Genomic DNA, 18,977 nt, shown 5'->3' on the forward strand with positions numbered 1-18,977 from the left:
CATGGTCAGGTGCCATGGGCGGCCTCAGCCCGCAACCCGCCGCGGCGCCCGAAGACGCCAGATGATGCAGGATCGCTCGGCCGGATCCAGGGCGATCCGGTGGGTCTTGCCCCGCAGCTCGAACGTGTAGCCCTGGAGCAGGTCCTCAACCTCCACGGCGCCGTCATCCGGCAGGCCGAACAGCCAGAGCGGCACCTCGTAGGTGCATTCCTGGCGGTTCTTGGGATCGAGGTTGACCATGGTGAACACGCAATTGTCGCGCTCCGGCGTCGCCTTGGCGTAGGCGATGATCTGGTCGTTGGAGGCCCCGGTGAAGACCACGTTGCGGAAATCCCAGAGGGCGGGGTTCTCGCGCCGGATCTTGTTGAGCGTGACGATGTGCGCGCGGATGTTGCCGGGCCGGTCGTAGTCCCAGGCCTTCAGCTCGTATTTTTCCGAGTTCAGGTACTCTTCCTTGCCCGGGTAGGGCGCGGCCTCGCACAGCTCGAAGCCGTTGTAGATGCCGTAGACCGACGACAGGGTGGCGGCGAGCGTGCCGCGGATCACGAACCCCGCCCGGCCGCTGGTCTGGAGGAAGTACGGGTTGATGTCCGGCGTGTTGGCGAAGAAATTCGGGCGGTAGTACTCGCCCATCTCGCCGGCGAGCTCCAGGGCGTACGCGGTGAGTTCCTGCTTGGTGTTGCGCCAGGTGAAGTAGGTGTAGCTCTGCTGGTAGCCGGCCTTGGCCAGCTTCTTCATCATCTTCGGCCTTGTGAAGGCCTCGGCCAGGAACAGCGCGTCGGGATAGCGGCCGTTGACCTCGGCGATCACCCATTCCCAGAACGGGATCGGCTTGGTGTGCGGGTTGTCGACCCGGAAGATGCGCACGCCCCTCGCGCACCAGCCGAGCAGGATGTCGCGCAATTCGATCCAGAGCGAGGGCAGGGCGCCCCCGTAGAAATGGACGTTCGAGATGTCCTCGTACTTCTTGGGCGGGTTCTCGGCGAATTTCAGCGTGCCGTCGGGGCGCCATTCGAACCATTCCGGGTGGTTCTTGATCCAGGGATGGTCCGGCGAGCACTGAATCGCGAAGTCCAGCGCGATCTCCATGCCGTAGGCGTGGCTTGCCGCCACCAGCCGCTCGAAATCCGCGAGCGTGCCGAGGTCGGGGTGCACGGCCTCGTGACCGCCCTCCTCCGCGCCGACCGCGTAGACCGAGCCGACATCCCCGGGCAGGGCCTTGAGGGTGTTGTTCTTGCCCTTGCGGTTGGTCCGGCCCACGGGGTGGATCGGCGTGAAGTAGAGCACGTCGAAGCCGAGCTCGCGGATCTCGGGCAGGCGCCTGATCACGTCGTCGAAGGTGCCGTGGCGGTTCACGTCCATCGATTGCGAGCGCGGGAAGATCTCGTACCAGGCGGAGAACCGGGCCGCGAGGCGGTCGGCGATCACCGGCAGGGTCACGGGATAGCGGCTGAGGTTCACCCGCTCGGCGTTCCGGCGCACGAGGCTTGCGGCCTCGGGCTGGAGGATCCGCTCGAGCTGGGCGGCCGAGCCGGTCTCCTCCGCGGCCAGAGCCGCCACCAGGGCGGCGAGCCGCTCCGCGTCGCGCCCGGCACCGCGGCCCCGGGCGAGGGAAGCGGCGCTCTCCACCAGGGTGACGCCCTCGATGGTCTCCAGGCGGATGTCGACGCCGGCGGCGCGCTTCTTCAGGGTGTCGCGCACCCAGGAGGAGAACGGGTCGCGCCAGGCGATCAGGGTGAACTCGTAGCGGGCGTTGCGCTCCAGCGGGAATTGCCCGGCCCAGCGGTCGTTGTCGACGAAGACCATCGGGTCCTCGCGCCAGATCCCGCCGCCAGACGCCTCGGTGCCGGCGACCCGCGACAGGATCGCGGCATCCAGGATCTCGTGACCGTCGGAGAAGATGTCGGCCTCGACCCGCAGGGATTCGCCGACAATGCGCTTCACCGCCGTACGGCCGCCGTCGATCTCCGGGCTCACGGCCTCGATCACGACCCGGCCTTCGCCGGTCGGCGTGTCGCGCTCCGGCAGCTGGGCGACCTGGGCGGGCCCGGCGCTGAGGATGCGCAGCTCGCCGGGCAGCAGGTCGATGGCGCTGCCGGGATGGAAGGCGATCGGCTCGGCCTCCGGCGTCCGGTCGACGAAGGCGCCGAGCATCCCGCCGGTCCGGGCGATCAGCGCCCCGGCCTCCACCGGCACCGGCTTGTCCGTGGGGTTGTAGAGCACGATCAGCGCGTTCTGCGCCGAGGCCGGATGGCCGGTATCGAAGCGGGCGAGCGCCACGAGGTCGCTGTCTGGGGCCGAGATGCGGGCTTGCGCGCCCTCGACATTGGCGGCCGGCAGCTCGGCCCGCAGGGCGTTGATCGCCCGGATCGAGGCGGAGATGTCGAGGCCGGTGTCGCTCTCGCGGTCGCGCGGGGTGGTCTCGACCACGTGCAGCGCCCGGCGGTAGCCCCATTCGTAGCCGATCGGCATCAGCACGCCGGCCGAGAAGAAGGCGGCCAGCGCGTAGCGGGTGCGCAGATGCGCCGCCACCGCCTCGGGGCCGCCGCCGATCCCGGCGGCCAGCCGCTGCATGTCGTGGTTTTCCGGGAAAGCGATCGAGGGCGCCAGCACCCGCAGGCGCTCGTACTGCTCCAGCGCCCAGGGCTTCTTCAGGTCCCACCAGGCGAAGGAGTTGAACAGGTAGTCGAAGCCGGCGCCGGCGGTGGCCTTCGCCTCCTCGAAGGTGCAGCCGAGCGTCTCGGCGGCGAACAGGCAGGCGGGATCGCGGCCCTTGGCCTCGCCGATCAGGATGCGCCAGGTCTCGGGCGGGACCTTGTAGGCGGCGTCGCACCGGAAGCCGGCGACGCCGAGCCCCTGCAGCCGGGCGACGTAGGCGCCCCAGATCCGGGTCAGCTCGTCCCGGGCGGCGGGCGTGTGATAGTCGAGCTCGGCCAGGTCGCCCCAGACGGTGCGGATCGAGGGATCGTCCGGGTCCACGGCGGCCGGATGCATGATCGAGCCGTCGGGCTCCTTCATGAACAGGTCGGGCCGCTCCGTCGCGAGGCGGGCATTGTCGGCGGTGTGGTTGATCACGAGGTCAGTCATCACCGACAGGCCGGCGGCCTCGGCGGCGGCGCAGAAGCGGCGGATCTGTTCGTCGTCCGGGGTGCCGTCCTGGTCGCGGAACCGCTCGTCGAGCCGTTCGGGATCGGCCACCGCGTAGAGGCTCTTCGAGCCGCCGGTCTGGTGGAACGGGTTCAGGTAGAGCCAGTCGAAGCCGAGCGCCGCGATCCGGGGCAATTCGGCGGTCCAGTCCGACACGCGCCCGACCAGGAGCGGGAACAGGTTGTAGATCCGCGGCCCCGCGGCGCGGGGCGCCAGGGATGCGGGCAGGACGGCTCCGGTCGTCGCGGCGGCGGTGGCAGCGGCGGTGGTCGGTGCGTTCATGCTGGTCTCTGGCTCCTAGTCTCAGGTCTCGTAACGCCCGAACCGCCCGGGCGTGCCTTGCGCAGGACGGCGCGGATGGTCAGGTCCGTGCTACGCGCCTCTCAGCGGATTCGCGTGACAGGTCCGTGAGAGGGGCCTGCCAAAGCGACCGGCGTCATTGCGAGCGAAGCGAAGCAACCCAGGGCAGCGCGCGTCCCCCGATCGTGGCGTCTCTCTGGGTTGCTTCGCTTCGCTCGCAATGACGGAGAGGATCACCCCTCCCGCCGCAGGACCGCGTAGGGCAGGTCGCGCAGGAGCTGGCCGCAATCGGCCCCCTCCCCTCCGGTCTCGACGATCCGCCCCGAGACGAGGTCGCGCCAGCGCGTGCCCGCCCCGAGATCGACCCGGGTGCCGGCGAAGGCCTCGCCGGACCAGACCGCCTCGCCGACCAGGGTGGCGAACAGGCGCGGCACCGCCACGAACAGGTCGCCGCCCTCCTCGCCGGGATCGGTCCGCCGGTAGGCGATGACGTGGGCCGCTCGCGCCCCCGTGGCCTCGACCGGCTCGTAGGCGGCGCTGGCGTAGAAGGCCGGGCGCGCGGCCCGCTCGGCCAGGAGCCGCGCCAGGGTCGCCTGCTTGACCCGCCCGTCCGGCCAGTGCGGCAGCAGCGCGGCCGGTTCGCCGCCCTGTTCGAGCATCCGCTCCAGCGCTGGATAATCCACCGGGCGGCGGTTGTCGGGATCGACGAAGGAAAAGTCCCAGACCTCCGTGCCCTGATAGGTGTCGGGCAGGCCCGGCAGGGTGCATTTCAGGACGGTGCGGCCGAGCCCCGCGAGCATGCCGAGATGGGCGAGCCGCCGGGCGAAGGGCCGCAGCTCGCGCAGGAAGTCCGAGCCCGGGGCGATCAGCGCGGAGAACAGCTTCTTGACCGCGCCCTCGTAGACCGCGTCGACATTGACCCAGCTCGAGCGGCGCTTGCCCTCGCGCATGGCCTTCTCGCCATAGGCGATCAGCCGGTCGCGGAAGTCGTCGTTCGCGGCCGTCTCGTCCCGCTCCAGCAGCTCCAGGGGCCAAGCCCCCAGGATCGCCTGGAAGAACATCCACTGGTCGTTGGCGTCCGGGGCCGGCTCGCCGTCGATCCGGGCGAGGTGCGGACCGGCGGTCCGCTGCCACAGGTCCCAGGCGCCGGCCCAGCCCTCCGGGATCTCGGAGAGGGCGAGCAGCCGGGTCCGGGCATCCTCGCCGCGCTTGGTGTCGTGGGTCGCCGTGGTGATCATGGCGTTCGGCCAGTCCCGGGCGCGGGCGATCTGCAGGTCGTGGAAGTGCTCCGCGTCGATGCCGTACTCGCCGGGATCGCCGCCGACCTCGTTGAGGCCGAGCAGGCAGGCGTACCGGTAGAACAGCGTGTCCTCCAGGCTCTTGGCCATGACCGGGCCGGTGAGCTGCTGGAACCGGCGGCGGAAGCGCAGCACCACCCGCGGGTCCGGGCGGCCCGGTCCCGTGGTCTCGATCCGCCCGAGCAGCACGTCGGCGGCGAAGTCGTGCACCGAGCGGTCGGGCAGGCCCGACCAGCGCTTGGCCTTGGCCACCGCGCCCTCGATCAGCCGCACGTCCTCGGGCTCGACCTCGCCCTCCTCCAGCTCCGGCGGCAGGTAGCTGCGATAGGTCGGGAAGCGGGCGATGATCTCGATCAGGGCTCGGCGCAGGGCGTTGACGGTGAAGTCGCGGGTGCGTCGGTCGGCATCGGCCACCTCCTTGAGGTCGGTGGTCAGCACCTCCAGCTCGCTGGCGAAGCTGATCTCCAGGATCTCGGCCTTGGCGGCGCGGAGCTGGAAGCCGTAGGGCTCGTCGAAGCCCGAGGCCCACTCGTAGAGCCGCCGGACCTTCCCCTGACGCTCCTTGTCCACCAGGATGCCGTCGAGCTGGTTGAGCACGTCGTAGCCCGTGGTCCCGGCCACCGGCCAGGGCCGCAGCCGCTCGCCGGGCTCCAGGATTTTTTCCACCACCACGTAGAAGCCCGGCCCGACCGCCGCCTGGAGCGCCCGCGCGTAGCCCTGCGGGTCGGCGAGCCCGTCGATATGGTCGATGCGCAAGCCGTCGATCCGGCCCGCGCGGATGTGCCGGAACACGGTCTCGTGGGAGCGGTGGAAGATGTCGGACAGCTCCACCCGCAGGCCGGCCAGCGAGTTCACGTCGAAGAACCGGCGGTAGTTGATGTCGCTCGACGCCACCCGCCAATGGGCCAGCCGGTAGGCCTGCGCCTCCAAGAGCCGGTGCAGCGGCCCGAAGCTGTCCGGGCGGCCCTTGAAGCCGTTGAGCAGCGCCAGGGTGCTGGCGGTGGCTTCCTGGATCAAAGTTGAGACGCCGTAGATCTCGGCGAGCCGGCGCTTGAGCCCCTCGGCCTCCTCTGGGAATCCCTTCCGGCGGGTCTCGTCGGCGTCGATCGCCATGGCGCGCAGGCGCTCGGAGATGGCGAGCAATTCCGCGGTGGTGTCGTCGTCCACCGCCCCGATGGCGGCGATCACCCGGTTCAGGATGGTCGGGTAGCTCAAGGGTCGGATCGGCAGCTGGTGCTCGTAGTGCCAGACGCTGAAGGCGCCGGCCTCGGGGTCGAACTTCAGCTCCAGCGTGCCCTGCTCCAGGGCCTCGCCGTAGCGCTCGCCCAGGAACGGGATCACCAGGTTGCGGCCGGCGCCGAGGCGCTGCCAGTCGATGTCGAACGCGTCGGCGAAGGGCGACAGGGAGCCCCATTCGAGCACCGAGAGCCACCACGGGTTGTCGGAGCCGCCGACGCCCATGTGGTTCGGGACGATGTCCAGCAGCAGCTTCAGCCCGTGCCCGTGCAGGGTCTCGGAGAGCCTGATGAAGTCCGCCTCGCCGCCGAGTTCCGGGTTGATCGCGCCGTGATCGACGATGTCGTAGCCGTGGGTCGAGCCCGGCCGCGCCTTCTGGAGCGGCGAGGCGTAGACGTGGCTGATCCCGAGCTTCTTCAGATACGGGACGATCCGCTCCGCGTCCGCGAAGGTGAAGTCCTTGTGGAATTGCAGCCGGTAGGTCGATTGCGGCGGGGGCGCCGCCAGCCGGGCGGAACCCGAGCGCGGGCCCCGCGCCTCGGCCGAGAGCGAGGCCGCCAGCTTGGCCAGCGGGCCGCCCGGGGCGGCGATGGCGACGAGGTCCCGGTCGAGCTTGCGCCGCCAGTTCGGGTAACCCTCGGTGGAGCCCGGGACGTTGGCCTGGGCGAGCTCGGAGACCACGTCCTCGTATTGGACGGCGGTCAGCATCGACGGCGCGCGGGCGAGGTAGCGGGCGGCGGCCTCGAACGGGGCGGCCTCGGGGGGCTCGGCCGACGGCAGCAGCTGCTCGGCGGCGAGCGCCTCGGTGAGGCGGCGGCGCTCGACCACCCGCTCGTTGCGCTCGGCCTCGGCGCGGTCCTGATCGTACAGGCCCAGCGACTGGCGGGTGTCGGTGTCGACCCCGCGCCACCAGCCGACGAAGGTCGGCAGGTCGTGGGTGGTGATCGCGGTGAGCGCGTCGCGCGGATAGGCGGAGGGGGCCTTGAACCGGCCGTCGCCTTCCCGCTCGAAGGCCAGGATCCGGTAGCTGAGCACGCCGGCCCGCATCAGGGCGTCGGAAAACCCCTCGGGGGCGGTGCCGAGATCCTCGGCGATGACCAGGCACTTGTTGCGGTGGCTCTCCAGCCGCAGCACCGCCAGCATCGGCTCGAATGGCATCGCCACGTACGCGCCGGCATGGGCGCCGGCGCCCAGCGGGATCAGGAACAACCGGGCGAGCTGGAAGGCGTGGTCGATCCGGATCGCGCCGGCATGGCGCATGTTGGCCTGGACCAGGGCGCGGAACGCCGCCAGCCCGTCGCGCTCCATCGCCAGCGGGTCGAAGGCCGGCAGGCCCCAGTTCTGGCCCTTGGGGGCGAGCAGGTCCGGGGGCGCGCCGATCGAGACCCGGTCGGCGAAGCGCTCGGGATGCGACCAGATCTCGGAGCCGCCCCGGTCGGCGCCGACCGCGAGGTCGCGGTAGAGCCCGACCCGCATGCCCGCCGTGAGCGCCGCCGCCGAGGCCGCGGCGAGCTGGCGGTCGGCGAGGTGTTGCAGCCAGGCGTGGTAGGCGACCGCCTCGGCCTTCTCGGCCGCGAAGGCCACGACCGCCTCGGTGCCGGCGCGGCGGTATTCCTCCGGCCAGTCGCCGAGCCAATGGGCGCCCTGCTGCCGGAAATGCTCGGACAGGGCCTCGAACATGGCGTGGGCGGCCAGATCCGGGCCGCCCTCCTGGCGGAAGCGCTCGAAGTCCGCGTCGGTGCCGGCCCGGGCCGGGGAATCCAGCCAGAGGGCGCGCAGCACCGGGTCGAGCACGTCGGCCACGCCCTGGTGATCGACGAGGGCCGCCTCGCGGAGCGCCGTGATCGCGTCGGCGCGCTCGGCGAGCAGCGCTTCGGCCCGGGAGCCGGCCAGCCCCGGCAGGCTGCGGGGCGCGATGAACAGGGTCTCGAGGAACAGCCGCGAGGACGGCGAGTAGGGCGAGATCTTGGTCCGGTCGGAGCCGAACAGGGCGTGGACCGGGCTGAGGCCCAGGAACGCCGCCCCGCGCAGGGCCGCCTCGCGGGCGGCCTCCCCGGCATCCGCGTAGGTGCCGATGCCGATATTGCCGGCCGAGCGCAGGCCGTAGAGCTGCGCGGCCAGGCCCCAGTCGGAGGCGCCCTCCTCCGTGTAGGGCCGCGGCCGCCAGCAGCGCTGGGGCGCGGCGATCACCCAGGATTCGGCCCGGATCCGGCCGGCCTGCACGGTGAGGCGATGGTAGCCCGGGGTCAGCGGCGGCAGCTCGAAACCCGCACCTTGGCCGGGCTCGGCCCCCTGCAGGTTGGCCCGGCCCTCGCGCGCCGCGCCGCGCTCGTCCACGAGACGCCAGACCAGGGTGTGCGGGGCGCCGTCCTGGACGCGCACCGGCACCCGGGCGGTGCGCCGGGCCTCCACCGGCAGCAGCGGCGGGACGAGGCCGCAGCGCAGGGCCTCGACCTGGGCGAGGCTCTGGGCGACGCCGGCCTCGTCCGCGACCGCGAAGCCGAGCGCCGCCAGCAGGCCGCGCCGGACCTCCAGGGAGGTCTCGACCGGCTGGCCGAAGGCGTCGGTGTAGCCGGCGGCGACGCCGACGAGGTCGGCGAGTCTTTCCAGGGGGCTCACGAGCGGGGCTCCGTCAGGAACAGGCCGGTCCAGGACGGCAGGTCCCGTCCGGTCCGATCGGGGGCGTTGGTCCAGACCACCCGGGCGCCGCCCGGATCCACCGCGAAGGCCGCGTCCCCGAGATTGGCGACGAACCGCAGGGTGCCGGCGCCGAACCGCCAGGTGCAATCGACCACGTCGGCCCGCGGCAGGGTCGCGGCGGCGCCGTGGTAGCCGGACTTGGCCAGCGGCACCACGACGTCCCGGCGCAGGCCGAGGAGCCGCGTGGTCTCGGCCAGCACCTCCCGGTGCGGCGAGCGCTCCCGCTCAGCCCAGTCGAGTTTCGAGGCCTCGAACGTCTCGCGCTCCGTGGGATCCGGGATCTTCGAGGTGTCGTCTGCAAAGGCGGCAAAGCTCTTGAATTCCCGGCGACGGCCGTCGCGCACGGCCGCGTTCAGGTCCTCGTCCGGCGCGAAGTCGACGAAGAACAGGAACGGCGTCGAGGCCGACCATTCCTCGCCCATCCAGAGCATCGGGATCTGCGGCGCCAGCAGGAAACCGGCCCGGGCGAGGTCGAGCTTTTTCGGGTCCGCCAGATGGCTCAGCCGCTCGCCGAGCGCCCGGTTGCCGACCTGATCGTGGTTCTGCAGGAAGGTCACGAAGGCCGTAGGCGGCAGGTGCCCCGAGGGCTCGCCGCGCGGATGGTTGTCGAGGGTGGCGAACGGCTCGCCCTGATACGCAAAACCCTCCGCCAGGCAGCGGGCCAGGCGCGCGACGGGTTTGTCGGCAAAGCTTTGATAATAGCCGGCTTCCTCGCCGGTGAGCAGCACGTGCCAGCAATGGTGCAGGTCGTCGGCCCATTGCGCGTCGTGCATCTTCGGCCGCCCGGCGGCGTCGCGCTCCAGCCAGCGGGCCTGGTTGGCCTCGTTCTCCAGCATCAGGTGGATCTGCCGGTCCGGAAAGGTCTTTCGGACCGTCTCGCCGAGCTCGGCCAAAAAATGGCGCGGCGAATCGTCGAGGATGGCGTGGACGGCGTCGAAGCGCAGGCCGTCGAAATGGTATTCCTCCAGCCAGTACAGCGTGTTCTGGATGAAGAACTGCCGCACGGTGGCGCCGCTCTCCTTGCCGTCGAAATTGATGCCCGCGCCCCACGGCGTCTGGTGGCGCTCGGTGAAGAAGGTCTTGGCGTAGGCGTGCAGGTAATTCCCGGCCGGCCCGAAATGGTTGTAGACCGCGTCGAGATAGACCATCAGCCCGAGCCCGTGGGCGGCGTCGATCAGGCGCTTGAGGTCGTCCGGCTGGCCATAGGCGCCGTCGGGGGCGAAGGGCAGCACCCCGTCGTAGCCCCAGTTGCGCGAGCCCTTGAAGTCGGCGAGCGGCAGCAGCTCGATCGCGGTGACGCCGAGCGCCTTGAGGTCGGGCAGGCGCGCCTGCAGGCCGGCATAGGTGCCCTCGGGGGTCGCGGTGCCGACATGGCACTCGTAGATCACCGCCTCCTCGAACGGGCGCCCGGTCCAGGCCTCGTCCGACCACGCGAAGGCGCGCGGATCGACCACGGCGCTGAGGCCCGCGACATCGTCCGGCTGAAACCGCGAGGCGGGGTCCGGCACCACGAGGTCGCCGTCGATGCGGAAGCCGTAGCGGGCGCCCGGCTTCACCCCGGGCAGGGCGGTGCGGCGCCAGCCGCCGCCGGATTCGGGCAGGGGATGGTCGACGCCGTCGACGACGAGCTCGACGCGACTGGCGGTCGGCGCCCAGAGGGCGAAGCGCACGCCGCCCTCGACCATCTCGGCCCCGAAATCCATGCTGTGGGCGCGCCGCATCGGGCCACAATCCTCGTCGTTGGCCGTGCGCCCCGGAGGACAAGCGCGGCAGGGTCCATTGTCGTGGGAGAAGGCCCCGGGTTCGATCCGGTTCCCGCAGCGCAGCCATGGCGGCGTGATGAGACGGCAACCGTGCGAAAAATGGCGCGGGGGCGGGGCGATCGGCGGGCGGAGCCCGTTGGAACCGCTCGTCCCTGCCTCGACCTCAAGACGAGGGGAGCGGTTGAGATATCCGTCGGGGTTGCGCGCCCTCCCCGTCATTGCGAGCGCAGCGAAGCAACCCAGGGATCCGCCACGTTCGGGAAGCGCGCGCTGCCCTGGGTTGCTTCGCTGCGCTCGCAATGACGGTCTGTTTCCGATTCGAACCGGCTCAACCCGCCGGCACCCACCCGCCCCGCACTTCGGCGCCCGCCGCGGTGAGCACCAGGACCGAGCGGCCCGGCAGCGGCACCGCGTCGTCCGGCCCGTAGGACGGGGCGCCCGGCGGGACCGTGCCGGTGGCCGCGCCGGTATCGAAGACCGGCTGCCAGGGGCCGCCGATCACCGGGGCGAGGCGGAAGTCGCGGGCGCCCTCCGCTGCATTGAACAGGAGCAGCAGGCGGTCGCCGGCTCCGTCATTGCCGATCTGCATGCCGAACACCTGCAGGCCGTCATCGGCCCAATGGCGGTTCTCCATCTCGGTGCCCTCGGGGGCGAGCCAGTGCACGTCCCGCAAGGGCGCGTCCGGGCCGACCGGGGCGCCGGTGAAGAAGCTGCGCCGCCGCAGGGCCGGCTGGGCCCGGCGCAGGGCCAGGAGGTTCGCCACGAAATCGGTGAGCCGGGGATCCGGGTCGCTGGTCCAGTCCATCCAGCTGATCGGGTTGTCCTGGGCGTAGGCGTTGTTGTTGCCGCCCTGGCTGCGCGAGCGCTCGTCGCCCATCAGCAGCATCGGCACGCCCTGGGCCAGCATCACGGTGGCCAGCATGTTGCGCTTCTGGCGGGCGCGCACGGCCAGGATCGCCGGATCGTCGGTGTCGCCCTCGACGCCGTAGTGGCAGCTGACATTGTGGTTGTGGCCGTCGCGATTGTCCTCGCCGTTGGCCTCGTTGTGCTTCCGCTCGTAGGCCACCGTGTCGGCCAGGGTGTAGCCGTCGTGGCTGGCGATGAAGTTGACGCTGGCCAGCGGCGAGCGCCGGGACGGGGCGAAGACCTCGCGCGAGCCGGTCAGCCCCTGGGTCAGCTTCGCCAGGGTGCCGGAATCGCCCTTCCAGAAGCCGCGCGCGGCGTCGCGGAACTTGTCGTTCCACTCGCTCCAGCCGCGCGGGTAGCCGCCGAGCTGGTAGCCGCCCTCCCCGATGTCCCAGGGCTCGGCCACCATCTTGACCCGGGCCAGCACCGGATCCTGCGCCACCGCCTGGAAGAAGGCCGCCTGCGGGGTGAACGCGAGGGGCGCGCGCCCGAGGCTCGAGGCGAGGTCGAACCGGAACCCTGCGATGCCGTAGGCGGTGACCCAGTGGCGCAGGGAATCCAGCACCAGCTGCATCACCCGCGGGTGGCTCACGTCGAAGGTGTTGCCGCAGCCGGTGCAATCGACGGTGCGGCGCCGGTCGGCGGGGTCGAGCTTGTAATAGCTGGCATTGTCGATGCCGCGGAACGACAGGGTCGGGCCGCTGTGGTCGCCCTCGGCGGTGTGGTTGTAGACCACGTCGAGCCAGGTCTCGATCCCGGCGGCGTTCAGCTCGCGGATCGCCGCCTTGAGGCCGCCCAGGCCGCCCTCCCCGAGATAGCGCGGATCCGGGGCGAAGTAATTGAGGGGCTGATAGCCCCAGAAATTGACGAGCCCCTTCTCGACCAGAAAGCGGTCGTCGGCAAAAGCCTGGATCGGCAGCAGCTCCAGGGCGGTGACCCCGAGCTTGACCAGGTGTTCGATGATCGCCGGGTGGGCGAGCGCCGCGTAGGTGCCGCGCTCGGCCTCCGGGATGTCCGGATGGGTCCGGGTCAGCGCCTTGACGTGGGCCTCGTAGATGACCGTCTCGGTGAGCGGCCGGCGCAGGGGGGCCAGCGCGAGATCGGGCACCTCGGGGGCGGTGACCACGCCCTTGGGCATGTAGACCGCGCTGTCGCGCCGGTCGATCCGGTCTTCCCGGCGGTTGTCGCCGGCCCGGCGATGGCCGTAGAGCGCGTCGTGCCAGCGGATCCGGCCGCGGATCTCGCGGGCATAGGGGTCGAGCACCAGCTTCGAGGCGTTGAACCGGTGGCCGTTGCCCGGGTCCCAGGGGCCGTGCACCCGGTAGCCGTAGAGCTGGCCCGGCAGCACCCCGCGCAGGTAGCCGTGCCAGACGTCGTCGGTGCGGCAGGGCAGCCGGACCGTGCGGGTCTCGTGCCGCTCGCCCGGCTCGAACAGGCAGATATCGACCGCGGTGGCGTGCTCGGAGAACAGGGCGAAGTTGACCCCGCGCCCGTCGAAATGCGCGCCGAGCGGCGCCGGCACCCCGTCATCGACGGCGATCATGGGCGGGGTCCGGTTTTTTGAGGGTTGGCCGATGCGCGTGCCGGCACCGGAGGGCGAGGTCGACCATCGGGGCCTGCGGCAAGTCAGGGAGAAGGCTGCGCTTTTCCCCGCCACCGCAAAGCCCGCGAGCGATGCCGATCTGCACGGGGAATGCGGTCACGTCGAAACCCGCATGAGGCGCGGGTCCCCTCTCCCGTGCGGGAGAGGTTTGCTCTCGCAGGGAGCCGGGAGAAGTCTGCGACTTTTCCGGAGAACCCTGGTCCCTCACTTCAACCCTCTCCCGCACGGGAGAGGGGGCGCGGCGCAGCCTGCAAGGGCGATGGCGCATCAAGGCAGCATCGACATCGTCGGCATCAGAGCAAAAGAACCGCCTACTCGGCGGCCGCGGCCGTCGTCGGCGCCTCGCGCTCCATCGTGCGGAAATTCTCCAGCTCCGCCAGGAAGTTGCGCGCCCACCAATCGACGTCCTCGCGGGTCATGCGCTCGACCATCGGCTTCCAGCGGGCGAGCCGCTCGGCCTTGGGCATGTACAGGGCGGAGCGGATCGCCTCGGCGACCTCGAAGCGGTCATAGGGGTTGACCAGCAGCGCCTCCGGCATCTGCCGGGCCGCGCCGGCGAATTTCGACAGGACCAGCACGCCGGGATCGTCCTCGCTCTGCGCGACCACGTATTCCTTGGCGACGAGGTTCATGCCGTCGCGCATCGGCGTGACCAGGCCGACCCGGGCCGCCCGGTACAGGCCGGCCAGCACCGGCCGCGGATAGGCCTTGGTGATGTACTGGATCGGCGTCCAGGCCGGGTCGCCGAGCGCGCCGTTGATCTCGCCGACCTTCTCGTTCACGTCCCGGGCGAGCTGCTCGTATTCCGGCACCTCGCTGCGGGATTTCGGGGTGATCTGGATGTAGGTGACGTTGCCGCGCTGGTCCGGGTTCGAGGCGAAGAAGCTCTCCACCGCCTCCATCCGCTCGGACACGCCCTTGGAGTAGTCGAGCCGGTCGACGCCGATCAGCAGCTTGCGGGTGCGCAGGCCCGCCATGGTCTCGCGGACCACCTTGTTGGCATTGGCCTTCTCGGCGGCCTCCTTGAAGCCGGCGACGTCGATGCCGATCGGGAAGGCGCGGATCCGGGTGCGGCGCCCGTCGACCATCAGCGAGCCGCCGCCGAGCGGGATCGCCCGCTGGGTGTCGACGAGGTTGCGCTGAAGGTTCTGGACATCGGCCTCGGTCTGCAGGCCGATCAGATCGTAATCGACGATGGCGCGCAGCAATTCGGTGCTCGCCGGCAGCGAGTTGAACACGTCGGCGGCGGGCCAGGGGATGTGGTGGAAATAGCCGATCGGGTTGTCGAGCCCGAGGCCGCGCAGCTCCGCGGCCAGCGGCAGCAGGTGGTAATCGTGCACCCAGATGATGTCGTCGGGCTCGACCAGCTTGGCGAGCGCCCGGGCGAAGGTCCGGTTGACGCGGCAATAGCCGGCGTAATCGGAGCGCGAGAAGGCGCCCAGCCCCAGCCGGTAATGCATGATCGGCCACAGGGCCCGATTCGCGAAGCCGGCGTAATATTCCAGGTGGTCCTGGGGCGAGAGGTCGACCACGGCGTACTGGACCCGGCCGCGGTCGATCAGGGTCGGCTCCTCGGAGGGCTCCTCCGTGATGTTGCCGCTCCAGCCGAACCACAACCCCTCGTAGGCGGTGAACGCCTCCTTCACGGCGACCGCGAGGCCACCCGCCGCGACCGCCTTGCCGCTATCCTCCGGGATGGCGACGCGGTTCGATACGATCACAAGGCGTGCCACGCGGGTCGGCTCCGGATCATGGGCGCGGGTCGAGTCGAGGATCTCGCCGCACCTGCATCGGGACTTCATCTTATAGCAGAACGCGCGGAGTCCCTGCGCGATCCTTTGTCGGGGCAACCCAAGCGTGAAGCCGGGCGCGGGTCAAGTCGAGCACGCCGCCGCGCCGGACAGGATCGCCGCCCTGTTCCGCCGGCCCGGCCAGCCTTCGCGGGCTCCGCGCGTGGAAGCCCGCGCCGTGCTGAATGGCCGCCGAAGCGTTGCCGTTGTGCAAGCGCGGCCGTTCTGCCAGACCGCGCCTGAACGCCGGCTGAGCGATGGCCGCGGCCCCGCCGGTTCCCGTCTGTCGGAACGGACCGGAACCGGTGACAGCCGAGCCGGTTACTCAGCCATCGCGGGGGCCGCGGTCGCCGCGAGCGGCGCCATCCCTGCGCCGCGAGGAGTGTTTTCGAGATGGCCGGCAACGAGTTCCCGCAGGATCCGCAGAAGGATCCGCTGCACGATGGCCCCGGCGAGCGCCCCCAGTGGCGCGCCCTCCAGGGCGACGTCGAGGGTCTGGCCGACGAGGCCGCCGAGCGCGGCCGCGGACTGATCGACGCGGCGCGTCTCCAGGCCCAGGACTACGTCGAGCGGCGCAAGAGCGACGCGGCGCAGTCGGTCAACGATCTGGCGCAGACGATCCGCAATTCCGGCCGCGACCTCGGCGACAAGCCGCATGTGCGCGCCTTCTTCGACAGCGCCGCCGACGGGCTGGAGCAGCTCGGCTCCTCGATCGAGCGCCGCAGCCTCGGCGACTTCTACGGCGAGGCCGAGGCCTTCGCGCGGCGCGCGCCGGTGGCGGTGGCGGTCGGCACCTTCGTGGCCGGCCTGATCGCCGCCCGGTTCATCAAGTCGTCGAGCCTGCCGCCGGACGCGCCCGACGGCGACGCCCGCGACAGCTTCCGGGCCTGACCATGGCCCAGGGACCTGATCCGCGCCAAGCCGGCCCGTCCGCCGGCGCTTCCAGCATCCAGAGCCTGATCGGCGACGCCCTGCGAGAGACCAACGAGCTCGCCCGCAAGGAGATCGCGCTGTTCCGCGCCGAGATGGCGGGCAATGTCCGCCAGCTCATCATCGGCTTGGCCTGCATGGTCGGCTCGGCGGTGTTCGCCGTGGTCGCCCTGCTGGTCCTGATCGGCGCCTTCGTGAAGTGGCTCGCCACGATCGTTGGTTCCGAGTGGCTCTCGGCCCTGATCGTCGGCGGCGTGCTGCTGGCCATCGCCGTCGGCATGGCCCTGTGGGCGCGCAGCGTCTTGTCCCTTTCCACCCTGGCGCCGACGCGCACGACGCGCCAAGTGCGCCAGGATGCCCAGGCCCTGTCGGAGCGCGTATCCGGATGAGTTCGATGACCGACCTCGAAAAGGAAATCGAGGCGAGCCGAGCGCGGCTCGACGACACGATCGACCAGATCCAGGGGAAGCTCTCGGTCCCGAACATCGTGGACGAGATGCTGGGCAACGCCCGGCGCACCCCCGCGCTGAGCGGCGTCTATGACGGTGCCCTGGAGGCGGTGCGCCGCAATCCCGTGCCGGTCCTGCTGATCGCCGCCGGGGTGGGGCTGCTGTTCAACCGGATGGCCCGGGATGCCGAGCGCCGCCGCACCCAGGTCTCGGCCGAGCGCGTGGCCACGCTCAACACTGGCACGGCCCGCGGTTACGACCCCGACCTGCCGACGGCGCGCCCGCTTCGCGATCCTTTCGAGAAGACCGACATCTGACGCCCGAGACGTGACGATTCGAGCCCGGCCCGATGGCCGGGATGGGCGACGCCCCCGCGCGGCGCCGAGACGGACATCCGAGGACCCCGCCATGACCGACAAGCCGACCCCGTCCAGCCTCCCCGAACAGCTCGCCGCCCAGGCCGGCATGCCGACCGGCTCCGGCGATACCGGCTTGCGGCCTGATCCGGCCGGACACGGCGATCCGCGCCCGGCCCCCGGCGAGGCGGCCGGCGACTTCACCCTTCGCCCCGACCCGCGCGGCCTGCACGATCCGCTTCCCCCCGGCGCCGCGACGCGCCCGATCGATGCCGCCGCCTCCGTGAAGGGCGGTGCACAGGCTGTGGGTGATCGCGCCAGCGACCTCGCCGGGCAGGCGCGCCAGACCGTGTCGGAGTTGGCCGACGATATCGGTGGCCGCCTCGGCGGTGCCGCCGACCAGGCCCGGGCCCGTGCCGCCTCGGTCTATGACGAGGCCAAGGAGCGCGCCGGCGCGCTGCACAAGCGCAACCTGCGGGCGCTCGACGACATCACCACCCAGGGCATCGACGGGCTGCAGCGCGGCCGCAGCGCGGTCGAGCGGTTCGTGGATGACAACCCGCTGCTGGTCGGCGTTGTCGGCGTCGCCGCCGGTCTGCTGCTCGGCGCCCTGCTGCCCCGGACCCGTCAGGAGGACCGCAATATCGGCCCCTGGGCCGACGAGGTTCGCGACCAGGGCCTGCGCTACGCCCGCGAGGTGACCAATATGGGCCGCGAGTTCGTCCAGACCGCCCTCGATCCGGACAACCTCAACGCGGCGGTCCGCAAGGCCACGGAGTCCGACGGGCACACGCCGCCGGAGAACGAGCGGACCGCGCACAACCTCTGACGACGAAGTCCCCCGCCCGCTGGCCTCGCAGCCAGCGGGCGGTTTCTTTTACGCCCGATACAGCCCCGCATGGGTCTCCCGGAGCAGGTTTTTTTGTACCTTGCCCATGGTGTTGCGCGGCAGTTCGTCCACGAACAGCACGCGCTTGGGGCATTTGAACCGGGCGAGCCGCCCCTCCAGGGCCGCCAGCACCCCGGCCTCGTCCGGGGCGTCCGTCCCGCCGACCACGACGGCGGTGACCGCCTCGCCGAAATCCGGGTGTGCCAGACCGATCACGGCGGATTCGACCACGCCGGGCAGGGCGTCGATCTCGGTCTCCACCTCCTTCGGGTAGACGTTGAAGCCCCCCGAGATGATCAGGTCCTTGCCGCGCCCGACGATGTGGACGTAGCCCCGGGCATCGACCTTGCCGAGGTCGCCGGTGATGAAGAAGCCGTCCGACCGGAACTCGGCTTCGGTCTTCTCGGGCATGCGCCAGTAGCCCTTGAACACGTTCGGGCCCTTCACCTCGATCATCCCGACCGCGTCCGGTCCCAGCGCCACGCCATTCTCCGGATCGACCACCCGCAGGGACACGCCCGGCAGGGGGAAGCCCACCGTGCCGGCGACCCGGTCCCCCGCGTAGGGGTTCGAGGTGCTCATGTTGGTCTCGGTCATGCCGTAGCGCTCAAGGATGGCGTGGCCGGTGCGGGCCTGCCACTCCCGGTGCGTCTCGGCGAGCAGCGGCGCCGAGCCCGACACGAACAGGCGCATGCCCTTGGCCGCCTCGGGGGTGAGGCCCGGCTCCTTGAGGAGACGCGTGTAGAAAGTCGGCACACCCATCAGGGCGGTCGCCCGACCCATCAGGCTCAGGATCAGTTTTGGGTCGAGGCGCGGCAGGAACAGCATGGTGCCGCCGCTCGCCAGCACCGTGTTGGTCGCCACGAACAGGCCGTGGGTGTGGAACACCGGCAGGGCGTGGATCAGCACGTCGTCTTCGGTAAAGCGCCAGACATCCACGAGCGTGCGAGCATTCGACGCGAGGTTGTCGTGGCTGAGCATGGCGCCCTTGGAGCGCCCGGTGGTGCCCGAGGTGTAGAGGATCGCCGCGAGGTCGTCCGGACCCCGGGGCACGTCCGCGAACTCCGTCTCCTGCCGGTCGGCGGCCTCGGCCGCGCTGCCGGACCCCGCCGCATCCAGGGTCCAGACCGCGCGGATGCCCGAGGCGGCCTGCGCCAGGGCCTCGCGCCGGCCCGGATCGCAGACGAAGATCGTCGGCTCGGCATCACCCAGAAAATATCCGATCTCCGCCGGGGTGTAGGCGGTGTTGAGCGGCAGGAACGCGGCGCCGGCGCGTACCACCCCGAGATAGAGGAAGATCACCTCGGGGCTCTTCTCGACCTGGACCGCCACCCGGTCACCGGGCCGCACGCCCGCCGCCTGCAGGGCCGCCGCGTAGGCGCCGGAGCGGGCGATCAGGTCCGCGTAGCTGTAGCGGCGTCCCTCCGGGGTCTCGATCACGGTCTTGGCAGGATCGGGGACGCCGTCCCGGACCAGGGAGAAGAGATGGTTCGTCATCGTGAGGCTTGAGCTATCACGGGCCGCAGGGTTCGGGCAGCCATAGAACCGTTCCCGATCGCCCCGCAATCGGGGCCGGCGCTCCGCCATGACGTTCACGGGCCGCCTATGCC

Annotated in this window: 10 protein-coding genes; 4 read left to right on the plus strand and 6 right to left on the minus strand. The window is 71.1% G+C overall.

Annotation, left to right across the window (positions count from 1 at the left end; all coding sequences use genetic code 11):
* Positions 1-24: 24 nt before the first annotated feature.
* From MKL11_RS29565 to MKL11_RS29585, 5 genes are all read right to left on the minus strand, one after another.
* Positions 25-3,429: a maltotransferase domain-containing protein gene (locus tag MKL11_RS29565; protein ID WP_243950292.1), complete on the minus strand. Its 3,405-nt coding sequence runs from the start codon at positions 3,427-3,429 to the stop codon at positions 25-27.
* A gap of 251 nt (positions 3,430-3,680) precedes the next feature.
* Positions 3,681-8,600 carry a malto-oligosyltrehalose synthase gene (locus MKL11_RS29570; RefSeq protein ID WP_243950294.1) on the minus strand — a complete coding sequence of 1,640 codons (4,920 nt, stop codon included), beginning with the start codon at positions 8,598-8,600 and terminating at the stop codon, positions 3,681-3,683.
* Positions 8,597-10,402, minus strand: a complete 1,806-nt coding sequence (treZ, locus tag MKL11_RS29575) for a malto-oligosyltrehalose trehalohydrolase (protein WP_243950296.1) — start codon at positions 10,400-10,402, stop codon at positions 8,597-8,599. Before treZ ends, MKL11_RS29570 begins: the two co-directional genes overlap by 4 nt.
* A 370-nt stretch (positions 10,403-10,772) precedes the next feature.
* Positions 10,773-12,893, minus strand: a complete 2,121-nt coding sequence (glgX, locus tag MKL11_RS29580; protein WP_243950298.1) for a glycogen debranching protein GlgX — start codon at positions 12,891-12,893, stop codon at positions 10,773-10,775.
* 371 nt (positions 12,894-13,264) lie between these two features.
* On the minus strand, positions 13,265-14,686 hold the full coding sequence (locus MKL11_RS29585; RefSeq protein WP_243950300.1) for a trehalose-6-phosphate synthase: 1,422 nt from the start codon (positions 14,684-14,686) through the stop codon (positions 13,265-13,267).
* Positions 14,687-15,136: 450 nt separating this feature from the next.
* Here MKL11_RS29585 and MKL11_RS29590 point away from each other — a divergent pair, with 450 nt between their 5' ends.
* The 4 genes from MKL11_RS29590 to MKL11_RS29605 all read left to right on the plus strand — a co-directional run bounded on the left by MKL11_RS29590 (position 15,137) and on the right by MKL11_RS29605 (position 17,307).
* Entirely contained in the window at positions 15,137-15,634 is a 498-nt protein-coding gene (locus tag MKL11_RS29590; protein ID WP_243950302.1) for a hypothetical protein, read from the plus strand.
* Between the two features lie 2 nt (positions 15,635-15,636).
* A complete protein-coding gene (locus MKL11_RS29595; RefSeq protein ID WP_243950305.1) occupies positions 15,637-16,062 on the plus strand; it encodes a phage holin family protein in 426 nt (141 codons plus the stop codon).
* 5 nt (positions 16,063-16,067) lie between these two features.
* Positions 16,068-16,439: a DUF3618 domain-containing protein gene (locus MKL11_RS29600; RefSeq protein ID WP_243950308.1), complete on the plus strand. Its 372-nt coding sequence runs from the start codon at positions 16,068-16,070 to the stop codon at positions 16,437-16,439.
* Between the two features lie 91 nt (positions 16,440-16,530).
* Positions 16,531-17,307 carry a hypothetical protein gene (locus tag MKL11_RS29605; protein ID WP_243950310.1) on the plus strand — a complete coding sequence of 259 codons (777 nt, stop codon included), beginning with the start codon at positions 16,531-16,533 and terminating at the stop codon, positions 17,305-17,307.
* A gap of 48 nt (positions 17,308-17,355) precedes the next feature.
* Here the strand turns inward: MKL11_RS29605 and MKL11_RS29610 are convergent, their stop codons facing one another.
* A complete protein-coding gene (locus MKL11_RS29610; protein WP_243950312.1) occupies positions 17,356-18,864 on the minus strand; it encodes a malonate--CoA ligase in 1,509 nt (502 codons plus the stop codon).
* Positions 18,865-18,977: the final 113 nt, after the last annotated feature.

It is taken from the genome of Methylobacterium sp. J-077 (assembly GCF_022829365.1).
Taxonomy (GTDB): Bacteria; Pseudomonadota; Alphaproteobacteria; order Rhizobiales; family Beijerinckiaceae; genus Methylobacterium.